We start from the raw sequence: 20,961 nt of genomic DNA on the forward strand, positions 1-20,961 counted from the left end.
GACGTGACGAGCGTGCCGGACGAGGAGGTGCTCGGCCCCGAGCGGGCCGGCCGCCGCCCGCGGGCCCGCTTCGCCGTCGCGCTCGGGATCCTCTGGCTCGTCGTGCCGCTCGTGCTCTTCCTGCTCGACCGGTCGGTCCTGCTCGCCGGCAACCCCGCGCAGGTCATTGCGCTCGCGGCGAGCGGGCTCATCGGCGTCGTCCTCCTCGCCCGGGACCGCGGCGACGAGCCGCGTGAGGCGCACCACCGCGCCTGGGTGCGCGTCGTCGGCCGAGGTGTCGGCGTGCTCCTCACCCTCGTCGTGCTCGGGGCGCTCGTCTGGCTCCGCCCCTTCGCGGGGACCCCGGCCGCAGCGGCCTCCGTGTCGGGCGGCGCCGGAGTGCGCATCACGGATGCCCCGGCCCACATCGTCATCACCCCGACGAGCGGCACGCCCACCCGGGGTCTGATCTTCCAACCCGGAGCCCGGGTCGACCCCCGCGCCTACGTGCCTATGCTGACGCAGGTCAGCCGGCAGGGCATCCTCGTCGTCGTCGTCAAGCAGCCCTTCAACATCGGCTTCCTCGCCATGACGGCCCCGCACGCCTTCATCGACCGCCACCCCGAGGTCACCTCGTGGGCCATCGGCGGGCACAGCCTCGGCGGCGTCGTCGCGGCGACCTTCGCCCACGACCACCCCGGCGTCGTCAAGGGGCTCGTGCTCTGGGCGTCGTATCCGATCGGCTCGCTCGCCGACCGCACCGACCTCGCGGTCGCGTCGGTCAGCGGCACCCGCGACGGCTTCACGACCCCGGCCGACGTGCAGGCGAGCCGCGCACTGCTCCCCGGCGACACGGCATACACCCCCATCGCGGGAGCGGTGCACTCCTTCTTCGGCGACTACGGCGAGCAGCCCGGCGACGGCACCCCGACGGTCGACCGCGCCTCGGCCCAGCGCCAGATCGTCGACGCGACCGTCGCGCTCGTCGACGGGATGTGACGGTTCAGGAGTACCGGCTCAGAAGTACCAGGGGAAGGGCGACCAGTCGGGCTCGCGCTTCTCGAGGAACTGGTCACGGCCCTCGACGGCCTCGTCGGTCATGTAGGCCAGGCGCGTCGCCTCGCCCGCGAAGACCTGCTGGCCCATGAGGCCGTCGTCGGTGAGGTTGAACGCGAACTTCAGCATGCGCTGCGCCTGCGGGCTCTTGCCCATGATCTCGGTCGCGACCTGCAGGGCCTCGCGCTCGAGGTCGGCGTGGTCGGCGACGATGTTGACGGCGCCCATCCGCTGCATGTCCTCGGCGGAGTACGTGCGGCCGAGGAAGAAGATCTCGCGGGCGAACTTCTGGCCGACCATCTTGGCGAGGTAGGCGCTGCCGTAGCCGGCGTCGAAGCTGCCCACGTCGGCATCCGTCTGCTTGAAGCGCGCGTGCTCGCGGCTCGCGATCGTCAGGTCGCACACGACGTGGAGGGAGTGTCCGCCGCCGGCCGCCCAGCCGGGCACGACGGCGATGACGACCTTGGGCATGGTGCGGATGAGGCGCTGCACCTCGAGGATGTGCAGGCGGCCGCCTTGCGCCCGGGTGCGTGCCGCGTCGACGGTGTCGGCGGTCTCGCCCTCGGCGTACTGGTAGCCCGAGCGGCCGCGGATGCGCTGGTCGCCGCCCGAGCAGAAGGCCCACTTGCCGTCCTTGGGGCTGGGGCCGTTGCCGGTGATGAGCACGACGCCGACGTCGGGGGTCATCCGGGCGTGGTCGAGCGCGCGGTAGAGCTCGTCGACGGTGTGCGGCCGGAAGGCGTTGAGCACCTCGGGCCGGTCGAAGGCGATGCGCACGACGCCGGACTCGGCGTGCGGGCGGCCCTCGACGGGACGGCGGCGGTGGTAGGTGATGTCGGTGAGGTCGAAGCCCTCGACGGGCGCCCACTCGCTCGGGTCGAAGATGTCTGACACGGCGCTCTGGCTCGGCTCGCTGCTCACGGACCGACCCTATCGGCGGGGCTAGGGTCGGCCGTATGCCGATCCCTCCCTACGTCTCCCACCTGCGCACCATGGTCGGCACCGAGCTGCTGTGGATGCCCGGGGTCACAGCTGTCGTGCTGCGCGAGGTCTCCGGGGGCGCCGACGAGGTGCTGCTGGTCCGGCGCAGCGACAACGGCGAGTGGACCCCGGTCACCGGCATTGTCGACCCGGGGGAGGACCCGCACGTCACCGCGACCCGCGAGGTCGAGGAGGAGGCGTGCGTCGTCGCCGAGGTCGAGCGGCTCGTCTGGGTGTCGGCGAGCGGCGTCGTGACGCACCTCAACGGCGACCTCGGGCAGTACCTCGACCACACCTTCCGCTGCCGCTGGGTCTCGGGCGAGCCCAGACCCGGCGACGACGAGTCGACCGACGCGCGCTGGTTCCCGCTCGACGCCCTGCCGGAGATGCGTCAGGTCTTCCGCGACCGCATCGCGATCGCCGTCGACAACCCCGCCGACGTCGTCCTCGGCCCGGTCGCCTCGGGCGCGCGCGGGGCATGACATCTGTCAGGGGGAGGTGCTGACAGAGCGGCCGGGTCGCCGGGCTCGCGCGCTCCTACTGTCGAGGGAGCAGACGGGGCACCTGCCCCGCACCCGCTCCCCAGGAGGCTCCCGTGTCCGCACCTCGTTGGTTCATCGCCGCCGGCATCGCGCTCATCGCCATGGCGCTCGGCCCCACCGGCCACGGGCTGTGGTGGCTCGTCGGCCTCACCTTCGCCTTCGGCAGCTGGGGGCGCTACGGCTGCGGTCAGCGTGCACGCCAGCGCCGCGACGCCGTCGGCGCGGGTGACCCGGACGCATCGGCACCGGCGCCCGTACCGGTCCCCGACCCGAGCCGCGACCGGCACGAGGCCTTCCCGGCCCGCTGAGCAGGTCACCGGTCACCGGTCACCGGTGACGCGTCGTCGGTGATGATGGGGGGCATGACGACGCTGCCGCCGGTCGACGACCTCCTCTCGGGTGCTCACGTCGTCTCGCTGCCGATGCGGGTCCGCTTCCGCGGGGTCGACGTGCGCGAGGCCCTGCTGATCGAGGGTCCCTCGGGCTGGGGCGAGTTCAGCCCCTTCGTCGAGTACGCCGACGCCGAGTCCGCGCGATGGCTCGCCGCCGGCATCGAGGCCGCGTATGCCGTGTGGCCGGCCCCCGTGCGCACCGCCGTGTCCGTCAACGCGACCGTCCCCGCCGTCGGTCCGGACCGCGTGCCGGAGGTGCTCGCCCGGTTCGACGGGTGCACGACCGCGAAGGTCAAGGTCGCCGAGAGGGGCCAGTCCCTCGACGACGACGTCGACCGCGTGGCCGCCGTCCGGTCCGCGATGGGGGCCGGGGCGCACGTGCGCATCGACGCGAACGGCGGCTGGGACGTCGCCACGGCCACGGAGGCGCTGAGGAGGCTGGCGGCATACGACCTCGAGTACGCCGAACAGCCCTGCGCCACGGTCGAGGAGCTCGTCGAGTTGCGGACCGCCCTGGCGCGCAACGGGATCGACGTCCCCATCGCAGCCGACGAGTCGATCCGCAAGGCCGAGGACCCGGTCCGGGTCGCGCGGCTCGGCGCGGCCGACGTCGTCGTCGTCAAGGTCGCCCCGCTCGGCGGTGTGGCGGCCGCGCTCGAGGTCGTCGAGGCGTGCGGGCTCCCTGCCGTCGTGTCCTCGGCCCTCGACACGAGCGTCGGCATCGCGGCCGGCGTCGCCCTCGCGGCGGCGCTGCCCTCGCTCGACCACGCCTGCGGGCTCGGCACGGTCGGGCTCTTCGAACGCGACGTCTCGGCGACGCCGTGGCGGCCCGCGGGCGGGCTGCTGACGGTCGGCCGAGCCGTGCCCGACCCCGCGACCCTCGAGGCGCTCGCGGCCCCGGCCGACCGGCAACGGTGGTGGCGTGACCGGCTCGTCCGTTGCCACGCCGAGCTCGCCGCGGGGAGTCCACGGTGATCAAGGCCTGCCTCAACGGCGACCGCACCCGACGCCAGCACCCGCGTGTGCCGCAGACGCCGGACGAGCTTGCGCTGGCCGCGGCCGACGCGGTGGCGGCCGGCGCGTTCATGGTGCACGTGCACCCTCGGGACGACTCGGGTCGCGAGACCCTCGAGACCCGGCACGTCGTCGATGCCGTCACCGCGATCAGGGCCGCGACACCGGGACTGCGCGTCGGCGTGAGCACCCGCGACGGCATCGTCGACAGTGCCCGGCGCAAGCTCGCCCACGTCTCCGAGTGGCCGTCGCCCGACCTCGGCGGCCCGGACTGCGCCAGCGTCAACTGGCACGAGGACGGCGCCGCCGAGATCGCGGCTGCACTGCGCGACAACGGGATCGGGGTCGAGGCCGGCATCTGGACGCCGCAGGCCGCCAGCCGCTTCGTCGCCACCGGCTGGCCCTGGCAGGTCGAGCGGGTGCTCGTCGAGCTCATCCCCGGCGTCACTCCCGGATCCGACGGGCCCTGGGCTGCCGAGCGGATCCTCGCGGCGCTCGGGATGTCGCCGGTGCCCGTCCTCGTGCACGGCGAGGAGCGGTGGACGTGGCCGGTGCTGCGCTGGGCGCAGGCGGCCGGCTACGACGTGCGCATCGGCCTCGAGGACACCCGCCTGATGCCGGACGGCAGGGAGGCCCGCGACAACGCCGCGCTCGTCGCCGCCGCCGTCCGTTCCGAGCCGAGCACGCCCTCGCGCTGGCCGGTCCCCGACGCCCCCGGCTGAGCGTGCGGCACGCCTCGCCCGACTACGAGGCCTGGCAGATCACCGGACCGGCCGGCGAGCGCATCGTCTGCACGCCCGGTGGGGAGCTGGCGAGCTGGCCCGGCTCCGGCGCCTGACGCGTCGTCGACGTCTCAGGGTCGGGCGGCGCGCGGCTGCCTGACCTGTCGGGCGAGCTCGCGCAGCCACGCGGCCTCCGCGCGACGGTCCGCGCGGGAGACCGGGACCTCGAGCACCCTGGTGCCAGAGGGGCTTTCGGCGAGAGCCGCGGCGAGCCGCTCGAGGTCGTCGACGCGTTCGTATGCCGTGTGGTGCGCCGCGCACAGTGCCTCGAGGTCCGTGCCGTGCGGGGTCGCGAAGACCCGCTCGAAGGCGCCGGCGTAGCGACGGTCGCCCTGCTCGAGGGTGCTGAAGATGGCGCCGCCGTCATCGCTCAGGACGACGAACGTGAGGGCCGGGCGGCGCTGGCCGCGGCCCATGAGCAGGCCGTTCGTGTCGTGGAGGAAGGTGAGGTCGCCGAGGTAGGCGATGCTGCGGGTCGCCCGCGGCCGGCCCAGCGCGACACCTACTGCCGTCGAGACCATGCCGTCGATGCCGGCGAGACCGCGGTTGCCGACGACGAAGCGGTGCTCGTGCGGCGGCCACGGTGCGGCCATGACGTCGAGGTCGCGGACGGGGTTCGACGAGCCGACGACGAGGCTCGTGTCCGCTGCGACAGCTGCTCCGACGACTGCCGCGACGGCCAGTGGCGACAGGCCCGCGTCACCCGGTGGTCGAGCCGGATCACCTTGGGGCGCAGCGAGTCCCGCATCGATGAGGGCCGACAGCCGATCGTCGGCGTCCCGCCAGGCGGCGAACCACGCCGGGTCGTCCGGACCGTCGACGCGCGGCACGACCTCGAGCACGCGGGCGACCCGGCCGGGGTCGGTGGCCACGCCGTCCCGGCCGCGGACCGACAGGACCTCGAGGCCCGGGTCGCTGATGAGGCTCGTGACAGGTCGCGACAGTGTGGGGTGGCCGACGACGACGACGCGCTCGACGTCGTCCCGCAGGTCGGTCGTCAGCAGCAGCCGGCCCGTGCGCAGGGCCTGACGACCGACGCGGGCGCCGGAGGTGGGCTCGGCGACGAGCGGCCAGCCGGCGGCCTCGGCGAGCAGCCGTGCAGCAGGTCCGGCGTCGTCACCGGCCACGACGACGGTGCGCGGCCCGAGCGTCAGCAGCTCCCCGTCGGTCGGAATGGTCACCGATGCCTCGACCCCTGAGCTCCCCGCGACTCCCGGCGACGACTCCTGCCGACGCAGGACCTCGGCCGGGGCGGAGCTGTCGTGGCTCTGGAGGGCTTCGGGGCGGTGCCACCACGTGTCGGGGTCGGGGTCGGACGGCATGAGGTCACCGTCGAGCTGGACGTTGAGGTGGGTCGGTCCACGGCGCGAGCAGGCTTGCGCCACAAGCAATTCGAGGTCCTCGGATGGGAGCGCGGCGGTGAGGTCGTGGCACGGTGCGAAGGTCCCGAAGATGCCGGCCTGGTCGGTCGTCTGGTTGGCGCCCGTGCCGCGCAGCCGGTCCGGACGGTCGGCGCTCACGACGACCAGCCGACGGCCGGTGTGGTGCGCCTCCATGACCGCGGGCAGCAGGTTGCCGACGGCCGTGCCGGACGTCGTGACCACGGCGACCGGCCGCCGAGAGCCCGTGGCCAGCCCGAGGGCGAGGAACCCGGCCGACCGCTCGTCGATCCGGACGTGCAGGCGCAGGTCACCGCCACGGTCGGCGGCGTCGAGCGTCAGCGCGAACGGCGCCGAGCGCGAGCCCGGTGCGAGCACGACGTCACGCACTCCGCCCTGCCACAGCTGCTGCAGCACGCGCAGGGCGAGCTCCGGCGCAGTCCGGTCACCCGTCACCGTGGCCGCCTCCCGTCAGTCGCTGGCGAGCGCGTCGCGCATCGGGATGAGCTTGGCGTCGGACTCGGCGACCTCGGACTCGGGGTCGGACCCCGCGACGATGCCGCACCCGGCATACAGCGTGATCTGCGAGGGGTCGCGGGCGTCGAGGGCGCCGCTGCGCAGGGCGATGCCCCACGCGCCGTCGCCGTGCGCGTCCATCCAGCCGACGGGGCCGGCGTAGCGGCCCCGGTCCATGTGCTCCAGCTCGCCGATGAGCTCGACGGCGCGGGCCGTGGGCGTGCCGCCCACGGCGGCGGAGGGGTGCAGCGACGCGGCGAGCGTCAGCGACGAGGCGTCGTCGACGCTGACCGCGGCGACGTCGGTCGCGAGGTGCATGACGTTGGGCAGGTGCAGCACGAAGGGGGCCTCGGGCACGTTCATCGACGAGCAGTGCGGCGCCAGGGCCTCGGCGACGGAGCGGACGGCGTACTCGTGCTCCTCGAGGTCCTTCGACGAGCGCGCGAGCGAGGCGGCGAGCGCGAGGTCCTTGGCGTCGTCACCGGTGCGGCGGATCGTGCCGGCGAGCACGCGCGAGGTGATCAGGCCCTTGTCGCGCCGGACGAGGAGCTCCGGCGTCGCGCCGACGAGGCCCGCGACGGAGAAGACCCACGTGTTCTCGTAGCGGTCGGCGAGACGGCGCAGCAGCCAACGGGGGTCGATGGGGGCGGATGCCGTCGCGACGAGGTCGCGGGCGAGGACGACCTTGTCGACCTCACCCGCCCCGATCCGCTGCACGGCCTCCGCGACCGCATGGGCGTAGGCGGCGGGGGAGACCTGCCCGTCCGCGAAGGCCACATCACGCGGAGGCTCGGGATCGCTTGCGACAGAGGGGTGCTCGAGGAGCGTGAGCTGCGGGTCGAGCGAGAAGGTGGTGAGCCACGCCTGGCCGTCACGGCGTCCGACGATCGTCGACGGCACGACGAGGCGGGCCGACTCGGCGGAGTCCGAGGCGAAGGGGAAGGAGCCGAAGCACACGAGCCCCGTGCCCGGCCGCTCGACCTCGTCGCGCACGACGGCACGGCGGACGACGTCGCGCCACCACGCCTCTGCCTCGCCGAAGCGGTCGGCGCCCGTCGCCTCGAACGTCAGAGCCGAGCCCCACCCGACGAGGCCCTCGCCGCGGCGCACCCACGACAGCAGCTCGTCGTGCGGGCGGTCGGACGGGAGGTAGGCGAGCAGGGGGTCCGCGGCCTCGAGGGGCACCGTGCGGACGACGACCGTCGGTCCCGCGGCGGGGGACGGCGCTCCAGGGGCGGGAAGCGTGGACATCGGTTGCAACTCTACGACCGAACGACCGCGACCCCCGCCGTGTGGCCGCAGGTGCGACCCGACCCACACCCGCGCGGGTGCGAGGATGAGCGCATGACCCGTGCGCAGCTGGACAAGAAGCCGGTCGACGTCGCGTCGATGTTCGACACCGTCGCCGAGAAGTACGACGTGACCAACGACGTCCTCTCGCTCGGCCAGGACCGCCTGTGGCGCCGGGCCGTCGTCAAGGCCGTCGACGCCAAGCCGGGGGAGCGCATCCTCGACATCGCCGCCGGCACCGGCACCTCGAGCGAGCCGTGGGCCGACCAGGAGATCGAGGTCGTCCCGGCCGACTTCTCGCTCGGCATGCTGCGCGTCGGTCGTCGCCGCCGCCCCGACATGGCGTTCACGGCTGCCGACGCGATGAGCCTGCCGTTCGCCGACGCGAGCTTCGACGTCGTGACGATGAGCTTCGGGCTGCGCAACGTCGCCGACGCCGAGACGGCGCTGCGCGAGTTCCTCCGCGTCACCAAGCCCGGCGGTCGCCTGCTCGTCTGCGAGTTCAGCCAGCCGGTCAACAAGGTCTTCCGCACGGTCTACTCCAACTACCTCATGCGGGCCCTGCCGCCCGTGGCGCGCCGCACGTCGAGCAACCCGGACTCCTACGTCTACCTCGCCGAGTCCATCCGCGCGTGGCCGCCGCAGGGCGAGCTCGCCCGCGTCATCGAGGCGGCCGGCTGGCAGCAGGTCGGCTGGACCAACCTCACGGGCGGCATCGTCGCGCTGCACCACGCCACCAAGCGGTGACGCTCGCTCGACGATCGCGTTGTCGAGAGTTAGGCATGCCTTATCTGACAAGGGCGAAATCCCGGGAATAGACTCCCGAAGTTAGTTCGTGAAGATCTTCACAAGCGGTCCGGAAGCGTGCAGGAGACATGACCAGTTCGAGCGTCGCGCCCAGCCCCTCGGGGTCTGGCGCTGCACCCGTCGAGCGGGCCGACGTCATCGTCGTCGGCGCCGGCCCGGGTGGCAGTGCGACGGCCGCGTACCTCGCAGACCACGGCCTGGACGTCGTCCTCCTCGAGAAGTCCTCCTTCCCCCGCGACAAGATCTGCGGCGACGGGCTGACCCCCCGCGCGACGAAGGAGCTCATCTCCCTCGGCGTCGACACGACCGGCTGGCAGCGCACCAAGGGCCTGCGGATCAAGGGCGGCGGCCACACGCTGCAGCTCGACTGGCCCGAGTCCGACGCCTTCCCGGGCTACGGCATGGTGCGCACCCGCGCCCAGCTCGACGCGACCCTGGCCCGCCACGCCGAGGCCAAGGGCGCCCGCCTCCACGAGCGCACCAGCGTCTCCGCCCCCGTGCGTGACTCCTCGGGCCGCGTCACCGGAGTCACGGCCAAGCGCCTCGACGAGGCCGGCCGCGCGACGGGCGAGACCGTCACCTACCGTGCCCCCGTCGTCGTCGCGAGCGACGGCGTCTCCTCCCGCCTCGCGACCGCCGTCGGCCGCCCGAAGCGCGAGGACCGCGTCATGGGCGTGGCCGTCCGGGCGTACTACACGACCCCGAAGCGCGACGACTACCTCGAGAGCCACCTCGAGCTGTGGAGCCGCGACGACGCCGGCAACCGCATCCTCATGCCGGGCTACGGCTGGCTCTTCCCGCTCGAGGACGGCCGCACCAACGTCGGCCTCGGCACCCTCGACACCACCTCGGCCTTCCAGAAGACCGACTACAAGGACGTCATGCGTCGCTGGGTCGAGGACATCAACCCCGAGTGGCAGCTCGAGCACGACGAGACGGCCGGCCCGATCCGCGGCGCCGCGCTGCCGATGGGCTTCAACCGCACGCCGCTCTACGCCGACGGCCTGCTCCTCGTCGGTGACTCCGGCGGCATGGTCAACCCCTTCAACGGCGAGGGCATCGACTACGCCCTCGAGGCTGCCCGCCTCGGCGCCGAGCTCGTCGCCCAGGCGATGGCACGCCCGAGCGACGCTGCGCGCGAGAGGGTGCTCGCGGCATACCCCAAGGTCATGAAGGACGAGCTGGGCGGCTACTTCACGCTCGGACGCTGGTTCGCCCACGCCATCGGCAACCCCGAGGTCATGCGCCTCGCGACGAAGTACGGCCTGCCCCGCACCAAGCTCATGCCGCTCCTGCTCAAGATCATGGCCAACCTCGCCGACCCCTCGAGCAAGGGTGCGAGCGACCGCCTCATCACCGCCCTCTCCCGGCTGGCGCCGAGCGCATGAGCACCCTGCGCGCCGACGCCTTTGTGACGCCGAGCACAATCGTCACCGACGCCCCTAGGATGGGTGCGCCGCGCACCTGCGCCCCAGCTCTCACCATGCACGACACGCACGACCGGAAGGCACGTGACCTCGGATGAACTCCTACGTCCCGATCCTGTTCATGCTGGGGCTCGGCTTCGCGTTCGCCGCGCTGTCGGTCTTCACCTCGCTCGTCGTCGGGCCCAAGCGCTACAACCGCGCCAAGCTCGAGGCCTACGAGTGCGGCATCCAGCCGACGCCGCAGGCGGCCGGCGGCGGCCGCGTCCCGATCAAGTACTACCTGACGGCGATGCTCTTCATCATCTTCGACATCGAGTCCGTCTTCCTCTATCCGTTCGCGGTGGCCTTCAACAAGCTGGGCCTCTTCGCGCTGGTCGAGATGGTCCTGTTCATCCTCACGGTGTTCGTCGCCTACGCCTACGTGTGGCGTCGCGGCGGGCTCGAGTGGGACTGACCCGAGCAACCACGCCGCACCTGCGGCGCGCGTCCATCGGGTTTCATCAGGAAGGTTAAGGAGTAAGCAATGGGTCTCGAAGAGAAGCTCCCAGCCGGGTTCCTGCTCTCGACCGTCGAGGGTCTCGCCGGCTACATGCGCAAGGCCTCGATCTGGCCGGCCACGTTCGGCCTCGCCTGCTGCGCCATCGAGATGATGGCCGTGGGCACGCCCGACTACGACATCGCCCGGTTCGGCATGGAGCGCTTCTCGGCGACGCCGCGCCAGGCCGACCTGATGATCGTGGCCGGTCGCGTGAGCCAGAAGATGGCGCCCGTCGTGCGCCAGGTCTACGACCAGATGCCCAACCCCAAGTGGGTCATCTCGATGGGCGTCTGCGCCAGCTCGGGGGGCATGTTCAACAACTACGCCATCGTCCAGGGCGTCGACCACATCATCCCGGTCGACATCTACCTGCCCGGCTGCCCGCCGCGGCCGCAGATGCTGCTCAACGCGATCATCGAGCTGCACCACCAGATCGAGACCTCGCCCCTCGGCGTCAACCGCGTCGAGGCGGCCAAGGCCGCCGAGGCCGCCGCGCTCTCCGCGACCCCGACGCACCAGATGAAGGGCCTGCTCGCATGAGCGACGGCGACAAGAACGACGACAAGGGCGCCGTGAACGCCGACACGACCAAGGACCAGTCCTCCGGCCTGACGCCGCACGAGGTCGAGCTGGCCCAGGAGCGCACCCCCACCGAGCCCGAGGTCGTCGGCGTGCGCCACGGCATGTTCGGCGCGACCCAGGGCGCCGACACGACCGGCTACGGCGGCCTCGTCCGCCCGATCCTCGTCGCCGGCGCGTCCGAGCGGCCCTACGGCGGCTACTTCGACGAGATCGCCGACAACCTCGAGCGTGGCCTCGTGGGCGGCACCGCCTCCTACGCCGAGGCCGTCGACCGCGTCGTCATCGACCGCGGCGAGATGACGATCCACGTCCGCCGCGAGCACCTGCCCGCGGTGGCGCGCGTCCTGCGCGACGACGCCTCGCTGCGCTTCGAGATCGTCACCGGCGTCTCGGGCGTGCACTACCCGAACCGCGCCGGCGAGGAGCTGCACGCGGTCTACCACTTCCTGTCGATCACCCACGGCGGCCGGCGGGTCCGCGTCGAGGTCAGCTGCCCCGACGACGACCGCCACATCCCGTCGATCGTCTCGATCTACCCGGCCAACGACTGGCACGAGCGCGAGACGTGGGACATGTTCGGCATCGAGTTCGACGGCCACCCGGCCCTCACCCGAATCCTCATGCCCGACGACTGGCCGGGCCACCCGCAGCGGAAGGACTACCCTCTCGGCGGCATCCCCGTCGAGTACAAGGGCGCCACCGTCCCGCCGCCGGACCAGCGGAGGTCGTACAACTGATGAGCACGCACACCGAGTTCACCCAGACCGAGGTGCCGGACGCCGGCGCCAACGACGTCTACGCCACGTCCGTGGCCGACGAGCAGGCCAGCGAGGGCGCCCACGTCTTCAACGCCGCCGGCGGCGACTGGAACGACCTCGTCGACGAGGCCACCTCGCTCGGCGAGGAGCGCATCGTCGTCAACATGGGGCCGCAGCACCCGTCGACGCACGGCGTGCTCCGACTCATCCTCGAGATCGACGGCGAGACGGTGACCGAGGCCCGCGCGGGCATCGGCTACCTCCACACCGGCATCGAGAAGAACATGGAGTACCGCACCTGGGTGCAGGGCGTCACGTTCTGCACGCGCATGGACTACCTCACGCCCATGTTCCAGGAGGCGGCCTACTGCCTCGCGATCGAGAAGCTGCTCGGCATCACCGACGACATCCCCGAGCGTGCCAACGTCATCCGCGTCCTCATGATGGAGATGACGCGCATCAGCAGCCACCTCATCTGCCTCGGCACCGGTGGCATGGAGATGGGCGCGACGACCGTCATGACCGTCGCCTTCCGCGAGCGCGAGCGCCTGCTGCGCGTCATCGAGATGGTGACCGGCCTGCGCATGAACAACGCCTACATCCGTCCCGGCGGCGTGGCGCAGGACCTGCCGCCCGGCTGCATCGACGCGCTGCGCGAGATGGTCCCCGAGGTCCGTCGCGGCCTCGGCGAGCTCGAGGCGCTCCTCAACGAGAACCCCATCCTCAAGGGCCGCACGGTCGACGTGGGTGTGCTCAACCTCGCCGGCTGCATGGCGCTCGGCATCACCGGCCCGGTGCTCCGCTCGACCGGCCTGCCGCACGACCTGCGCAAGCTCGACCCGTACTGCGGCTACGAGACCTACGACTTCGAGGTCAAGACCCGCACGAGCCAGGACGCCTACGGCCGCCTGCGCATCCGCATCGACGAGATGTACGAGTCGCTGAAGATCATCGAGCAGGCCACCGACCGCCTCCAGGCGAACGAGGGCCCGGTCATGGTCGCCGACAAGAAGATCGCTTGGCCGGCGCAGCTCGCGCTGGGCAGTGACGGCCTCGGCAACAGCCTCGACCACATCCGCGAGATCATGGGCACCTCGATGGAGTCCCTGATCCACCACTTCAAGCTCGTCACCGAGGGCTTCCGGGTGCCGGCAGGCCAGGCGTACGTCGGCATCGAGTCGCCCAAGGGTGAGCTGGGCTGCCACGTCGTCTCCGACGGCGGCACTCGCCCCTACCGCGCGCACTTCCGCGACCCGAGCTTCAACAACCTGCAGGCCGTGGCCGCGATGTGCGAAGGCAGCCAGATCGCCGACGTCATCGTCGCCGTGGCCTCGATCGACCCCGTCATGGGAGGTGTGGACCGTTGAGCGGCCACGACGCTTCAGGCCACCTGCACGTCAGCCCGGAGTCGAAGGCGCCCTATGCCGCCGACGTCCTCGAGAAGCTGCACGTCGACGCCGCCGAGGTCATCTCGCGCTACCCGCAGAAGCGCTCGGCGCTGCTGCCGCTGCTGCACCTCGTGCAGTCCGTCGACGGCTACGTCACGGGCCGCGGCGTCAGCTTCTGCGCTGAGGTGCTCGACCTCACCGAGGCCGAGGTGAGCGGCGTCGCCACCTTCTACACGCAGTACAAGCGCCACCCCAACGGTGACTACACCGTCGGCGTCTGCACCAACACGCTGTGCGCCATCATGGGCGGCGACCTGATCTTCGACCGGCTCTCCGAGCACCTCGGCATCGGCCACGACGAGACGACCGAGGACGGCAAGATCACCCTCGAGCGCGTCGAGTGCAACGCCGCGTGCGACTACGCGCCCGTCGTCATGGCCAACTGGGAGTTCTTCGACAACCAGACGCCCGAGAGCACGATCGGCCTCGTCGAGGACCTCCGCGCCGGCAAGGACGTCGCGCCGACGCGCGGCGCCGCCAAGGTCTGCACGTTCAAGGAGGTCTCGCGGGTGCTCGCGGGCTTCGAGGACGGTCGCGCCGACGAGGGCGTGGGCGCCGGCCCGGCGTCCCTGCTCGGCCTCAGGATCGCCAACGAGCGCGGCTGGGTCGCCCCCGGCTCCGGCAGCGCCGACGGGAAGGACGGATCGAAGTGACCGACACCCTGACCCCGATCCTCACGAAGTTCTGGGACGACCCGCAGTCCTGGACCCTCGCGACGTACGAGCGCCACGACGGCTACAAGGCCCTCACCAAGGCGCTCGACATGGAGCCGCAGGCGATCATCGACGCCGTCAAGGACTCCAGCATCCGTGGCCGCGGAGGCGCCGGCTTCCCGACCGGCATGAAGTGGTCGTTCATGAGCCCGCCCGACGGCGGTCCGCGCTACCTCGTCGTCAACGCCGACGAGTCCGAGCCGGGCACGTGCAAGGACGTGCCGCTCATGATGGCCAACCCGCACGCGCTCATCGAGGGCGTCATCATCGCCTCGTACGCCATCGGCTGCGAGCACGCCTTCATCTACCTCCGTGGTGAGGTCGTCCACGTCTACCGCCGCCTGCTGCGCGCCGTCGAGGAGGCCCGCGCCGCGGGTCACCTCGGTGACAACGTCGGCGGCAAGGGCGTCAAGGTCGACATCACCGTGCACGCCGGCGCCGGCGCCTACATCTGCGGTGAGGAGACGGCCCTGCTCGACTCGCTCGAGGGTCGCCGCGGCCAGCCGCGCCTCAAGCCGCCGTTCCCCGGCGCCGCCGGCCTCTACGCCCGACCGACGTCGGTCAACAACGTCGAGTCGATCGCCTCGGTACCCGGGATCATCCTCGAGGGCTCCGACTGGTTCAAGGGCATGGGCACCGAGAAGTCCACGGGCTTCGGCATCTTCAGCCTCTCCGGCCACGTCACCAACCCCGGCCAGTTCGAGGCCCCGCTCGGCATCACCATGCGCGAGCTCATCGAGCTCGCGGGTGGCATGCGCGGCGGCCGCAAGCTGAAGTTCTGGACGCCCGGTGGCAGCTCGACGCCGATCTTCACCGACGAGCACCTCGACGTGCCGCTCGACTTCGACTCGGTCGCAGCGGCCGGCTCGATGCTCGGCACGCGCGCGCTGCAGGTCTTCGACGAGACCGTCTCGGTCGTGCGCGCCGTCGCCCGGTGGACCGACTTCTACGCCCACGAGTCGTGCGGCAAGTGCACCCCGTGCCGTGAGGGCACGTGGTGGCTGCGCCAGATCATGAACCGCATCGAGGCGGGCCAGGGGACGCAGGACGACATCGACAAGCTCGTCGACATCTGCGACAACATCCTCGGCCGCAGCTTCTGTGCCCTCGGTGACGCGGCCACGAGCCCGATCACCTCGGCCGTCCAGTACTTCCGCGAGGAGTTCGAGGCCGGCATGCACACGCCGGCCCACGAGCTGTTCCCGCCGGAGAAGTCGGTCCTCTTCCCTGTCCAGACCAAGGAGTCCAGCGGGATGGTGTCCGCATGACCGTCACGACCTCACCGTCCGCAGGCGGCAACGCCGTCGACAAGGGCGGCAACGCGCAGGTGCCCCCGAACCCGGACCACGTCGGCCTGACGATCGACGGCGTGCCCGTCAGCGTGCCCAAGGGCACGCTCGTCATCCGCGCGGCCGAGACCGTCGGCATCGAGATCCCGCGCTTCTGCGACCACCCGCTGCTCGACCCGGTCGGCGCGTGCCGCCAGTGCCTCGTCGACGTGGCGATGCCGGACCGCGAGGGCAACGTCCGCCCGATGCCCAAGCCGCAGGCGTCCTGCACGATGACCGTGTCCGAGGGCATGGTCGTCAACACGCAGCACACCTCCAAGGTCGCCGACAAGGCGCAGCACGGCGTCATGGAGCTGCTCCTCATCAACCACCCGCTCGACTGCCCGGTCTGCGACAAGGGCGGCGAGTGCCCCCTGCAGAACCAGGCCATGAGCAACGGGCGGCCGGTGTCGCGCTTCGAGGACGTCAAGCGCACCTACCCCAAGCCGATCAACATCTCCTCGCAGGTGCTGCTCGACCGTGAGCGCTGCGTGCTCTGCGCCCGGTGCACCCGCTTCTCCGACCAGGTCGCCGGCGACCCCTTCATCGCGCTCGTCGAGCGCGGTGCGCTCCAGCAGGTCGGCATCTACGAGGACAAGCCCTTCGAGAGCTACTTCTCGGGCAACACCGTCCAGATCTGCCCGGTCGGCGCCCTGACCGGCGCGGCCTACCGCTTCCGCAGCCGGCCGTTCGACCTCGTGTCGACGCCGTCGGTCTGCGAGCACTGTGCGAGCGGCTGCGCCATCCGCACCGACCACCGCCGCGGCGTCGTGCTGCGGCGGATGGCTGCCGAGGACCAGGCGGTCAACGAGGAGTGGAACTGCGACAAGGGTCGCTGGGCCTTCACCTACGCCACGCTGCCCGACCGCGTCGAGCTGCCGATGGTGCGTGGCGCCGACGGCGAGCTCAAGGTCGTCGGCTGGCCCGAGGCCCTCGCCGTCGCCGCGGCAGGCCTGGCCGGCAAGCGCGCCGGTGTGCTCGTCGGCGGTCGCGTGTCGGCCGAGGACGCCTACGCCTACGGCAAGTTCGCGCGCGTCGTGCTCGGCACCAACGACGTCGACTTCCGCTCGCGCCCGCACTCGGCCGAGGAGGTCGCCTTCCTGGCCGAGCACGTCGTCGCGACCGGCCCCGAGGCCGGCTCGGTCACCTACGCCGACCTCGAGAAGGCTCCGGCCGTCCTGCTCGTCGGCTTCGAGCCCGAGGACGAGAGCCCCATCGTCTTCCTGCGCCTGCGCAAGGCCTTCCGCAAGCACAAGACGCAGGTGTATGCCGTGAGCTCGCACGAGACGCGCGGCCTGACCAAGCTCGGTGGCACCCTGCTGCCGACCGTCCCCGGCCACGAGGCCGCTGCCCTGGCCGAGCTCGCGGGCCCCGCCCGCGAGGCCCTCGCCGGCGGAGGCATCATCCTCGTCGGTGAGCGCCTCGCCACCTCGCCCGGTGCGCTGCGTGCCGCGGCCGACCTGTCCGCCGCCACCGGTGCCCGCCTCGCGTGGGTGCCGCGTCGGGCGGGGGAGCGCGGTGCGCTCGAGGCCGGTGCGCTCGGTGCGCTCCTGCCCGGAGGCCGCCCCGTCGCCGACGCCGCGGCCCGTGCCGAGGTCGCCCGCGCCTGGGACGTCGACCACGTCCCGGCCACGCCGGCTCGCGACACGGCCGGCATCGTCGCGGCCGCCGCCGCGGGCGAGATCGAGGCCCTGCTCGTCGGTGGCGTGGACCCGTCCGACCTCGGTGACCCGGCTGCCGCTGCTGCCCTCGAGAAGGCGTTCGTCGTCTCCCTCGAGCTGCGCGAGTCGCCCGTCACCGCCGTCGCCGACGTCGTGCTGCCCGTCGCGCCGCAGGCCGAGAAGACCGGCACCTACGTCAACTGGGAGGGCCGCGTCCGCGCCTTCGAGGAGGCGCTCGAGAGCAACGCCGTGAGCGACCACCGTGCGCTCGACATGCTCGCCAGCGAGATGGGCGTCTTCCTCGAGACCCGCACCCAGCGCGAGATCCACGCCCAGTTCGAGGCGCTCGGCCCGTGGGGCGGCGCCCGTGCCACGGTCGCTCCCGAGGGCAACCGCGCCGCCGGGGCGCCCGACGGCAGCGGCGACTTCGTCCTGTCCACGTGGGCGACGCTCCTCGACGCCGGTCGCATGCAGGACGGCGAGCCGTTCCTCGCCGGCACCGCACCGCGGGCCGTCGCCCGGCTGTCCGCCGCGTCGGCCGCCTCCCTCGGCCTGGCCGAGGACGACCACGTCACCGTCGCCGGTCCGGCGGGCAGCGTCACGCTGCCGGCGGAGGTCGTCGAGGGCATGGTCGACGGCGTCGTGTGGCTCCCGACCAACTCGAAGGACTGCTCCGTCCGAGCCGGCCTCGGCACCGATGCCGGTGGCCGCGTCCACGTCACGAAGGGTGGTGCGGCATGAGCCTCGGCCTGACCGCATACGGGGTGGCGGCCGCGCTGCCCATGACCGAGAACCCCACGGCGGACTTCAGCGACACCCCGTGGTGGCTGGCCCTGATCAAGGCCGTCGGCATCTTCGTCTACCTGCTCATCTCGACGCTGCTCGTCATCTGGTTCGAGCGCCGCGTCATCGGCCGCATGCAGCAGCGCCCGGGCCCGAACCGCAACGGCCCGTTCGGCCTGCTCCAGACCCTCGCCGACGGCATGAAGTCGATGCTCAAGGAAGACATCACGCCGGCCAACGCCGAGAAGCTCATCTACACCCTCGCGCCGCTCATCGCCGCGACGATGGCCTTCGTGTCGTTCGCGATCATCCCGGTCGGCGGCACCGTGTCGATGTTCGGCCACGAGACGCCGCTGCAGGTGACCGACGTCCCCGTCGCCGTGCTGCTCGTGCTGGCCGTCGCCTCGGTCGGCGTCTACGGCATCATCCTCGCCGGGTGGAGCTCCGGCTCGACGTACCCGCTGCTCGGTGGCCTGCGCTCGACCGCCCAGGTCATCAGCTACGAGATCGCCATGGGCCTCTCGCTCGTCGCGATCTTCCTCTACAGCGGCTCGATGTCGACCTCGGCCATCGTCTCGGCGCAGAGCTCGCTCTGGTACATCCTGCCGGCGTTCTTCAGCTTCGCCGTCTACGTCATCACCATGGTCGGCGAGACCAACCGTCTGCCCTTCGACCTCGCCGAGGGCGAGGGCGAGCTGACCGGTGGCTTCCACACCGAGTACTCCTCGATGCGCTTCGCGATGTTCTTCCTCGGCGAGTACGTCAACATGTTCACCGTCTCGGCCCTGGCCACCACGCTGTTCCTCGGTGGCTGGCAGGCTCCGCCGTTCATCTCGGCGATCAACGACAACATGTTCGGCGGCGGCTGGTGGGGCCTGCTGTGGTTCACCGCCAAGCTGTGGCTCTTCATGTTCCTCTTCGTCTGGCTGCGTGGCTCGCTGCCGCGTGTGCGCTACGACCAGTTCATGCGCTTCGGCTGGAAGTTCCTCATCCCGATCACCTTGGCGTGGGTCGTCGCCGTCGCGTTCATCCGCGGCGCGCAGCTCGGCTTTCTCGGTGACAGCAAGCTGACCTTCGCCGGCCGCGAGCTGTCCGTCGCGACCGTCGTCATCGTCAGCATCGTCGCCGTCATCGCGCTGGCCGCCGCCTGGATCTGGGACGACAAGCGTGCTGCCCGCGCCGCCGCCGAGGACGAGGCCCCGCCGGAGGAGATCGACCCGTTCCAGGACGGCTACCCCGTGCCGCCCCTGCCGGGTCAGCGCCTCGCCGAGCCGACGCCGCGCCTCGCGTCGTCGCGCGAGCCGGTCCTGACGACCGCCAGCGCCTCAAGCACTGCCAGCCCGAGCACCTCGACCGCCGTCAAGGAGGAGGACCATGGCTGACGACACCGTCGGCAAGGACGTGTCGCCCCAGAGCCCCGCCACCGGCAAGGGCTCGGAGGTCGGCGCCCCGCGTGACCAGCGTTCCGGCGGCGACGAGCGCGAGAAGGGCTTCCTGTCCGAGCTCTTCGCGCCCGTGGCCGGCTTCGGGGTGTCGTTCTCGACGATGTTCCGCAAGGTCGCCACCGAGGAGTACCCCGAGAAGCCGCGCCCCACGGCGCCGCGCTTCCACGGCCGCCACCAGCTCAACCGCTACCCGGACGGCCTCGAGAAGTGCATCGGCTGCGAGCTGTGCGCGTGGGCCTGCCCCGCGGACGCGATCCTCGTCGAGGGCGCCGACAACGACGACACCCCGCTCGAGCAGGGTGGCAAGGGCCGCTTCAGCCCCGGCGAGCGCTACGGCCGCGTCTACCAGATCAACTACCTGCGCTGCATCTTCTGCGGCCTGTGCATCGAGGCCTGCCCGACGCGCGCCCTGACGATGACGAACTTCTACGAGCTGGCCGACAACGACCGCGGCAAGCTGATCTTCACCAAGGACCAGTTGCTCGCGCCGCTGCAGAGCGGCATGCTCCCGCCGCCGTTCCCGATGTCCGACGGGCTCGAGGAGCGCGACTACTACCAGGGCAAGGTCAGCGAGCCCACGGCCGCGCAGCGTGCCTACGTCGACGCCCGCGATGCCCGCGACGGCGCCGATGACGACGACGACGCATACGCCGACCGACCGGGCAACGTCGGTGCTGCGGTGACCGGGGTCCACGACCTCGTGCACTCGAGCCACCCGACCGCGCCCGAGACCAGGGAAGGGGCCAACCCGTGACCTCCACCGCCGAAGCCGTCGGCTTCTGGCTGCTCGCCCCGATCGCGGTCGTCGCCGCGCTGGGCCTGCTCTTCGCCAAGAAGGCCGTCCACGCCGCCCTCGGCATGGCGCTCGTCATGGTGATCCTCGGGATCTTCTACATCATGCAGAAGGCCGACTTCCTCGGGATCGTGCAGGTGTTCGTCTACACCGGCGCCGTGATGATGCTCTTCCTCTTCGTCCTTATGCTCGTCGGCGTCGACTCGTCCGACTCGATCGTCGAGACGATCAAGGGCCAGCGCTGGGCCTCCCTGCTGCTCGTCGTCGGTCTCGCCGGCATCCTCGTCTTCTCGCTCGGCCGCGTCGTCATCGACGAGCAGAGCGTGCAGGCCGGCATGGACAAGGTCGTCTCGACCAACGCCGAGACCGGCAACGTGACCGGCCTCGCCGAGCTGATCTTCGGCCAGTACGTCTGGATCTTCGAGGTCACCTCCGCGCTGCTCATCACGGCAGCCCTCGGCGCCATGGTGCTCGCGCACCGCGAGCGCCTGACGCCGCGCATCACCCAGGCCGAGTGGGCCGCCAAGCGCGTCCGCGACAACAAGAACGTCGCGGGCCTGCCCGCGCCCGGTGTCTACGCCCGCCACAACGCGGTCGACACCCCGGCGCTGCTGCCCGACGGCACGCCGAGCGACCTGTCCGTCTCGCGCGTCCTCGTGGCGCGCGACCAGGTCGCGACCGCCGACGGCTTCAAGGACGTCGAGCGCCACATGGAGCGCGAGATCGAGGAGGGTCGGTCCAAGTGAG

Annotated in this window: 21 protein-coding genes; 18 read left to right on the forward strand and 3 right to left on the reverse strand. The window is 71.8% G+C overall.

Features of this window, described 5'->3' with window-relative positions; all coding sequences use genetic code 11:
- The first annotated feature begins 3 nt into the window (after positions 1-3).
- Positions 4-978, forward strand: coding sequence for an alpha/beta hydrolase (locus tag U5C87_RS09180; RefSeq protein WP_330476277.1), 975 nt, complete (start codon positions 4-6; stop codon positions 976-978).
- Between the two features lie 18 nt (positions 979-996).
- Here the strand turns inward: U5C87_RS09180 and U5C87_RS09185 are convergent, their stop codons facing one another.
- Positions 997-1,956 (reverse strand): 1,4-dihydroxy-2-naphthoyl-CoA synthase, encoded by a 960-nt coding sequence (locus tag U5C87_RS09185; RefSeq protein WP_030195877.1) that lies wholly within the window; start codon positions 1,954-1,956, stop codon positions 997-999.
- A gap of 35 nt (positions 1,957-1,991) precedes the next feature.
- Here U5C87_RS09185 and U5C87_RS09190 point away from each other — a divergent pair, with 35 nt between their 5' ends.
- From U5C87_RS09190 to U5C87_RS09210, 5 genes are all read left to right on the forward strand, one after another.
- Positions 1,992-2,498, forward strand: a complete 507-nt coding sequence (locus U5C87_RS09190) for an NUDIX hydrolase (RefSeq protein ID WP_330476278.1) — start codon at positions 1,992-1,994, stop codon at positions 2,496-2,498.
- 113 nt (positions 2,499-2,611) lie between these two features.
- The gene (locus U5C87_RS09195; protein ID WP_330476279.1) at positions 2,612-2,866 is read left to right on the forward strand and encodes a hypothetical protein; all 255 of its coding nucleotides are present in this window, start codon (positions 2,612-2,614) and stop codon (positions 2,864-2,866) included.
- A gap of 54 nt (positions 2,867-2,920) precedes the next feature.
- Positions 2,921-3,925, forward strand: coding sequence for an o-succinylbenzoate synthase (locus U5C87_RS09200; RefSeq protein ID WP_330476280.1), 1,005 nt, complete (start codon positions 2,921-2,923; stop codon positions 3,923-3,925).
- Positions 3,922-4,686, forward strand: coding sequence for a 3-keto-5-aminohexanoate cleavage protein (locus U5C87_RS09205; RefSeq protein WP_330476281.1), 765 nt, complete (start codon positions 3,922-3,924; stop codon positions 4,684-4,686). The genes U5C87_RS09200 and U5C87_RS09205 overlap by 4 nt, the downstream gene beginning before the upstream one ends.
- A gap of 2 nt (positions 4,687-4,688) precedes the next feature.
- The gene (locus U5C87_RS09210; RefSeq protein WP_330476282.1) at positions 4,689-4,802 is read left to right on the forward strand and encodes a DUF6188 family protein; all 114 of its coding nucleotides are present in this window, start codon (positions 4,689-4,691) and stop codon (positions 4,800-4,802) included.
- A gap of 15 nt (positions 4,803-4,817) precedes the next feature.
- Here U5C87_RS09210 and menD read toward each other — a convergent pair whose 3' ends face one another.
- Positions 4,818-6,581 (reverse strand): 2-succinyl-5-enolpyruvyl-6-hydroxy-3-cyclohexene-1-carboxylic-acid synthase, encoded by a 1,764-nt coding sequence (menD, locus tag U5C87_RS09215; RefSeq protein WP_330476283.1) that lies wholly within the window; start codon positions 6,579-6,581, stop codon positions 4,818-4,820.
- Between the two features lie 15 nt (positions 6,582-6,596).
- A complete protein-coding gene (locus U5C87_RS09220; protein WP_330476284.1) occupies positions 6,597-7,892 on the reverse strand; it encodes an isochorismate synthase in 1,296 nt (431 codons plus the stop codon).
- Between the two features lie 93 nt (positions 7,893-7,985).
- Here U5C87_RS09220 and U5C87_RS09225 point away from each other — a divergent pair, with 93 nt between their 5' ends.
- The 12 genes from U5C87_RS09225 (at position 7,986) to U5C87_RS09280 (ending at position 20,960) form a co-directional block, all read left to right on the forward strand.
- Positions 7,986-8,678 (forward strand): demethylmenaquinone methyltransferase, encoded by a 693-nt coding sequence (locus tag U5C87_RS09225; RefSeq protein WP_030195904.1) that lies wholly within the window; start codon positions 7,986-7,988, stop codon positions 8,676-8,678.
- Positions 8,679-8,806: 128 nt separating this feature from the next.
- Entirely contained in the window at positions 8,807-10,126 is a 1,320-nt protein-coding gene (locus U5C87_RS09230) for a geranylgeranyl reductase family protein (protein ID WP_330476285.1), read from the forward strand.
- Positions 10,127-10,259: 133 nt separating this feature from the next.
- Positions 10,260-10,619, forward strand: a complete 360-nt coding sequence (locus U5C87_RS09235; protein ID WP_020145018.1) for an NADH-quinone oxidoreductase subunit A — start codon at positions 10,260-10,262, stop codon at positions 10,617-10,619.
- Between the two features lie 69 nt (positions 10,620-10,688).
- Positions 10,689-11,243, forward strand: a complete 555-nt coding sequence (locus U5C87_RS09240; RefSeq protein WP_330476286.1) for a NuoB/complex I 20 kDa subunit family protein — start codon at positions 10,689-10,691, stop codon at positions 11,241-11,243.
- On the forward strand, positions 11,240-12,022 hold the full coding sequence (locus U5C87_RS09245; protein WP_330476287.1) for an NADH-quinone oxidoreductase subunit C: 783 nt from the start codon (positions 11,240-11,242) through the stop codon (positions 12,020-12,022). Before U5C87_RS09240 ends, U5C87_RS09245 begins: the two co-directional genes overlap by 4 nt.
- Positions 12,022-13,410 (forward strand): NADH-quinone oxidoreductase subunit D, encoded by a 1,389-nt coding sequence (locus tag U5C87_RS09250; RefSeq protein ID WP_330476288.1) that lies wholly within the window; start codon positions 12,022-12,024, stop codon positions 13,408-13,410. The genes U5C87_RS09245 and U5C87_RS09250 overlap by 1 nt, the downstream gene beginning before the upstream one ends.
- Complete coding sequence (gene nuoE, locus U5C87_RS09255; RefSeq protein WP_330476289.1) at positions 13,407-14,144, forward strand: NADH-quinone oxidoreductase subunit NuoE; 738 nt, start codon at positions 13,407-13,409, stop codon at positions 14,142-14,144. Before U5C87_RS09250 ends, nuoE begins: the two co-directional genes overlap by 4 nt.
- The gene (gene nuoF, locus U5C87_RS09260) at positions 14,141-15,472 is read left to right on the forward strand and encodes an NADH-quinone oxidoreductase subunit NuoF (protein ID WP_330476290.1); all 1,332 of its coding nucleotides are present in this window, start codon (positions 14,141-14,143) and stop codon (positions 15,470-15,472) included. Before nuoE ends, nuoF begins: the two co-directional genes overlap by 4 nt.
- Positions 15,469-17,934 (forward strand): NADH-quinone oxidoreductase subunit G, encoded by a 2,466-nt coding sequence (locus U5C87_RS09265; RefSeq protein ID WP_330476291.1) that lies wholly within the window; start codon positions 15,469-15,471, stop codon positions 17,932-17,934. The genes nuoF and U5C87_RS09265 overlap by 4 nt, the downstream gene beginning before the upstream one ends.
- Entirely contained in the window at positions 17,931-19,358 is a 1,428-nt protein-coding gene (gene nuoH / locus U5C87_RS09270; RefSeq protein ID WP_030195933.1) for an NADH-quinone oxidoreductase subunit NuoH, read from the forward strand. Before U5C87_RS09265 ends, nuoH begins: the two co-directional genes overlap by 4 nt.
- Entirely contained in the window at positions 19,351-20,175 is an 825-nt protein-coding gene (gene nuoI / locus U5C87_RS09275) for an NADH-quinone oxidoreductase subunit NuoI (RefSeq protein WP_330476292.1), read from the forward strand. The genes nuoH and nuoI overlap by 8 nt, the downstream gene beginning before the upstream one ends.
- The gene (locus tag U5C87_RS09280; protein ID WP_030195963.1) at positions 20,172-20,960 is read left to right on the forward strand and encodes an NADH-quinone oxidoreductase subunit J; all 789 of its coding nucleotides are present in this window, start codon (positions 20,172-20,174) and stop codon (positions 20,958-20,960) included. The genes nuoI and U5C87_RS09280 overlap by 4 nt, the downstream gene beginning before the upstream one ends.
- The last annotated feature ends 1 nt before the right edge of the window (position 20,961 follow it).

It is taken from the genome of Terrabacter sp. C0L_2, assembly GCF_036352015.1.
GTDB lineage: Bacteria > Actinomycetota > Actinomycetes > Actinomycetales > Dermatophilaceae > Terrabacter > Terrabacter tumescens.

What these genes read in the sequence shown, in the direction of transcription:
- U5C87_RS09190 (WP_330476278.1), top strand. Translation starts at nt 1,992, where the DNA reads ATGCCGATCCCTCCCTACGTCTCCCACCTGCGCACCATGGTCGGCACC.
- U5C87_RS09200 (WP_330476280.1), top strand. Translation starts at nt 2,921, where the DNA reads ATGACGACGCTGCCGCCGGTCGACGACCTCCTCTCGGGTGCTCACGTC.
- U5C87_RS09220 (WP_330476284.1), bottom strand. Translation starts at nt 7,892, where the DNA reads ATGTCCACGCTTCCCGCCCCTGGAGCGCCGTCCCCCGCCGCGGGACCG.
- U5C87_RS09225 (WP_030195904.1), top strand. Translation starts at nt 7,986, where the DNA reads ATGACCCGTGCGCAGCTGGACAAGAAGCCGGTCGACGTCGCGTCGATG.
- U5C87_RS09230 (WP_330476285.1), top strand. Translation starts at nt 8,807, where the DNA reads ATGACCAGTTCGAGCGTCGCGCCCAGCCCCTCGGGGTCTGGCGCTGCA.
- U5C87_RS09235 (WP_020145018.1), top strand. Translation starts at nt 10,260, where the DNA reads ATGAACTCCTACGTCCCGATCCTGTTCATGCTGGGGCTCGGCTTCGCG.
- U5C87_RS09240 (WP_330476286.1), top strand. Translation starts at nt 10,689, where the DNA reads ATGGGTCTCGAAGAGAAGCTCCCAGCCGGGTTCCTGCTCTCGACCGTC.
- U5C87_RS09245 (WP_330476287.1), top strand. Translation starts at nt 11,240, where the DNA reads ATGAGCGACGGCGACAAGAACGACGACAAGGGCGCCGTGAACGCCGAC.
- U5C87_RS09250 (WP_330476288.1), top strand. Translation starts at nt 12,022, where the DNA reads ATGAGCACGCACACCGAGTTCACCCAGACCGAGGTGCCGGACGCCGGC.
- U5C87_RS09265 (WP_330476291.1), top strand. Translation starts at nt 15,469, where the DNA reads ATGACCGTCACGACCTCACCGTCCGCAGGCGGCAACGCCGTCGACAAG.
- nuoH (WP_030195933.1), top strand. Translation starts at nt 17,931, where the DNA reads ATGAGCCTCGGCCTGACCGCATACGGGGTGGCGGCCGCGCTGCCCATG.
- nuoI (WP_330476292.1), top strand. Translation starts at nt 19,351, where the DNA reads ATGGCTGACGACACCGTCGGCAAGGACGTGTCGCCCCAGAGCCCCGCC.